Source organism: uncultured Streptococcus sp. (assembly GCF_963545685.1).
GTDB lineage: Bacteria > Bacillota > Bacilli > Lactobacillales > Streptococcaceae > Streptococcus.
This window is the reverse complement of record NZ_CAUUKN010000091.1, coordinates 1-3,853: the sequence shown is the minus strand read 5'-3', so window position 1 is coordinate 3,853 and position 3,853 is coordinate 1. Positions and strand designations below refer to the sequence as shown.

Genomic DNA, 3,853 nt, shown 5'->3' with positions numbered 1-3,853 from the left:
AAAAAGCTCTATAATCTCTACGGTGGTTTTACCCACTACAGAAATTATAGAGCCGGCTTTTTTTGGTTCGGAAAAATCAAGCTAGCCATAAAAACAAAAAACAAAAAATAAAAAATTCTGATAATTTGCATTAAGGTTATTTAAGTGGACCGAACCAGAAGAAAAGAAATCTATTTTCTAATTTTTCAAAACAGCCATAAAAGCCTATAATATAATCTTTTTGAGGTTTTTTCTATTTTAAAATTTAGTACCTAATTATTATTTTCAAAAAATATGAAATAAATTAATTGACAAAAAATTATAATACAGTATAATAGAAATTGTTAGGAAGAGTTTGTTTTTGGTAGGGTGACTCCCTAGCCAAAAAATTAGCCTAGAGTCTGGAATTCTAGGTTATCAAATTCCAATGTTTCATTGTGATGATTTAAAAAGAGAAGATTTAAACAGCAAACAAATCAGATTAATCGATTTAAAACATCAGCATCATCGTAGCGGGAGCTAGCGGTATTTTTAATCCGTGTAGAGCAAACAGCAGATTCAAAAACAGCAGAATCGGTAGAGACTACTTCTCTAAATGGAGAGAGAAAGAAAATAAAGCAGTACCTGCGAATAGATCTATCAGAAGGTGGACTAAACCTTTTCTTGATAGGTGGTATTATGTTTTGAGAGTGGCTATTTTAGCCAATACTCTTCTAGGAAATAGTATCTTGTAAGCAATATGACGTTTTGCACAAAAGCTAGAGGGAAAGCTTTTTAGATTGACTGACTATCAATCATAAGATACTCTTTGCTAGAAACCATTTTGGACCAACACGTTTTTGTGTTTGTTGGTATTGAACTGCATCTAGGGAAATGGTGGTTCAATGTTAGTAAATAAAGACTTGTCATTTTAGGGAAGTCCAAAAATTTGTTTTATCTCAAGGTGAGCTCGAGGGATTAAGTTCTTATTGAGATTCAGGAACAAAAAGGTAAGAAGCATATTGGGATGGTGTTTCAGAAACGGAATTTGACGAGATGTTTGTGAGAGCATCTGTCTATGCCACATTGACTATTTTTAAAGGTCGTTTGGAATAGAAACTGTTTTCAAGGTCCCGGTTTCAGGGAAAATGGGGGATTTTCCTCTAGAAATCGAGATTGTTGAAAAGAGATCAAATGGACTGAGCGGCACTTGTATCCCAAGGTAAGCAATACACCTATAAAACCTATGTTTCCATACAGCAGGGAGCAAGTTTCAGTTTGAATGGGGGCGCATCTAGAGAATTCTAGATGTTTTTTTATTTTTTGAATTCTTTTGCGAATAATTAAGAGAGTGCATGAAGGAGGGGTCATGTTAATTGCAAAAAATCCGGAAGGGAAATTGGTTTCAGCACTTGAAACTGAGTTAAATCGCGAGGAAAATTACCGTTGTCCCGGCTGTCAAGGTAGAGTCTTATTGAGGCAGGGTCAGGTAATGTGTCCGCATTTTGCTCATAAGTCTTTGCAAGATTGTCAGTTCTTCTCGGAAAATGAATCAGCCCAGCATCTATCCCTTAAGGCGGTATTATATAAGTCCTTGGTTAATCATGGTGAAAGAGTTTGTATTGAAAAGGTTCTGCCTGAGTTAGGTCAAATTGCAGATTTATTTGTTGGAGATTCCTTAGCCCTGGAAGTACAGTGTTCTCGTTTATCACAGAAACGTTTAAGAGAACGCACACGCGCCTATCAGCAAGTAGGCTATGAAGTTCGTTGGCTTTTGGGTGAGGACCTATGGTTGGGGCAGCGTTTAACGGGTCTACAGAGGGATTTTCTCTATTTTACTGTTAAAATAGGATTTCACCTTTGGGAACTTGATTGGAAGAGAGAAGAGATTAGACTTAAATATCTTATCTATGAGGATATTTTTGGGAGAGTTTATTACTTAACTAAGACCTGGCCTTTAACAGAGAATCTCATGACGATTTTACGTTTTCCCTATCAAGCAGAGAGGGTGGAGACTTATCAAGTGACTCAGCGAAAGAAAGTCTCACATGTGATTCAACGAGAATTAATGGGGAAAAATCCAAGATGGATGAGAAGGCAGGAGACGGCTTATCTTAAGGGGATGAATTTGTTAAGTCTGTCTGATCAGGATTTTTTCCCACAAGTGAGATTTCCTGAATCTAAGCAAGGATTTGCCCAAATTAGATTAGCTGTTGATGGTTTTGAAAAGCTTTTTATGCAATATTATCGAAAAAGGCATTTTTCTTATCAACAAACTCTCTACCCTCCCACCTTTTATGCTAAAATAATAATTAATAGACACAATTAAGGAGAATATTATGTCAGATAATCGTACTCATTTAGAAGAAAAATATACTTGGGATTTGACGACCATTTTTGCGACAGACGCTGATTGGGAGACTGAATATGAAAGCACTGTTCAGGATTTGAAGAAGGCTAGTGCTTATGCAGGTCATCTTTTGGATTCTGCTAAGAATTTGCTTGAAGCAACAGAACTTTATATGAGCCTTATGCGTCGTTTGGAGAAAATCTATGTGTATGCGTCAATGAAAAATGACCAAGACACAACTGTAGGTCTTTACCAAGAGTACCAAGCCAAAGCTTCAAACCTTTACTCACAATTGAGTGAAGCCTTTGCCTACTTTGAGCCTGAATTTATGGCTTTGGATGATGAAAAATTAGCATCCTTCAAAGAACAAGAACCTGGTCTTGGCCTTTATGATCACTATTTCGAACGCCTTTTGGCAAACAAGGACCACGTTCTTTCTCAAGAAGCAGAAGAACTCTTGGCAGCAGCTGGTGATATTTTCAACGGTCCAACGGATACTTTCAACGTCTTGGATAATGCTGACATTCTCTTCCCATGGGTATCAGATGGTCAAGGAGACGTGGTTGAATTGACACATGGTAACTTTATCACCCTCATGGAATCTAAGGACCGCGAAGTCCGTAAGGGAGCCTATGAAGCTATGTATGGAACTTATGAGCAGTTCCAACATACCTATGCACAAACACTCCAAGGCGTTGTCAAGGTTCATAATTATCAGGCTAAAGTTCGTCACTATAATTCGGCACGTCATGCAGCACTTGCGGCTAACTTTATTCCAGAAAGTGTTTACGACTCTCTCTTAGAATCAGTGAATAAGCATTTGCCACTTTTGCACCGTTACCTTGATTTGCGTAAGAAGGTCTTGGGACTTGATGAGCTTAAGATGTATGATGTTTATACACCACTTTCTGAGACAGAGACTGCTCTTACTTATGAAGAATCCCTCAAGAAAGCAGAGGAAGTCTTGGCTATCTTTGGTGAAGAGTACAGTAAAGGGGTTCATGCAGCCTTTACGGAACGTTGGATTGATGTTCACCCTAACAAAGGGAAACGTTCAGGTGCCTACTCGGGTGGTGCCTATGATACCAATGCTTTCATGCTTTTGAACTGGCAAGACACTTTGGACAATCTCTTTACCTTGGTTCACGAAACTGGCCACAGTTTGCATTCAACTTTCACACGTCAGACACAACCATATGTTTATGGAGATTACCCAATCTTCTTGGCTGAAATTGCGTCTACAACTAATGAAAATATCTTGACAGAAACACTTCTTAAAGAAGTTAAAGATGACAAGACACGTTTTGCTATCCTTAACCACTATTTAGATGGTTTTAAGGGAACTGTCTTCCGTCAAACGCAATTTGCTGAGTTCGAGCATGCTATCCATGAAGCTGATGCATCTGGTCAAATCTTGACAGCGGACTTCATGAATAAGCTTTATGCAGAGCTCAATGAGAAATACTACAACCTTAAAGCCGAAGATAACTACGAAATTCAGTTTGAGTGGGAACGTATTCCGCATTTCTACATGAATTACTATGT

Annotated in this window: 2 protein-coding genes; both read left to right on the top strand. The window is 38.1% G+C overall.

The window, feature by feature from the left end; all coding sequences use genetic code 11:
• Window positions 1-1,327: 1,327 nt before the first annotated feature.
• A complete protein-coding gene (locus tag RWZ99_RS09105; protein WP_314678270.1) occupies window positions 1,328-2,287 on the top strand; it encodes a competence protein CoiA family protein in 960 nt (319 codons plus the stop codon).
• A gap of 10 nt (window positions 2,288-2,297) precedes the next feature.
• Window positions 2,298-3,853, top strand: a 1,556-nt coding sequence (gene pepF / locus RWZ99_RS09100) for an oligoendopeptidase F (RefSeq protein ID WP_314678268.1), incomplete at its 3' end; no start/stop codon positions are given.

Coding starts and splice junctions, on each gene's coding strand:
- RWZ99_RS09105 (WP_314678270.1), top strand. CDS start 1,328: ATGTTAATTGCAAAAAATCCGGAAGGGAAATTGGTTTCAGCACTTGAA.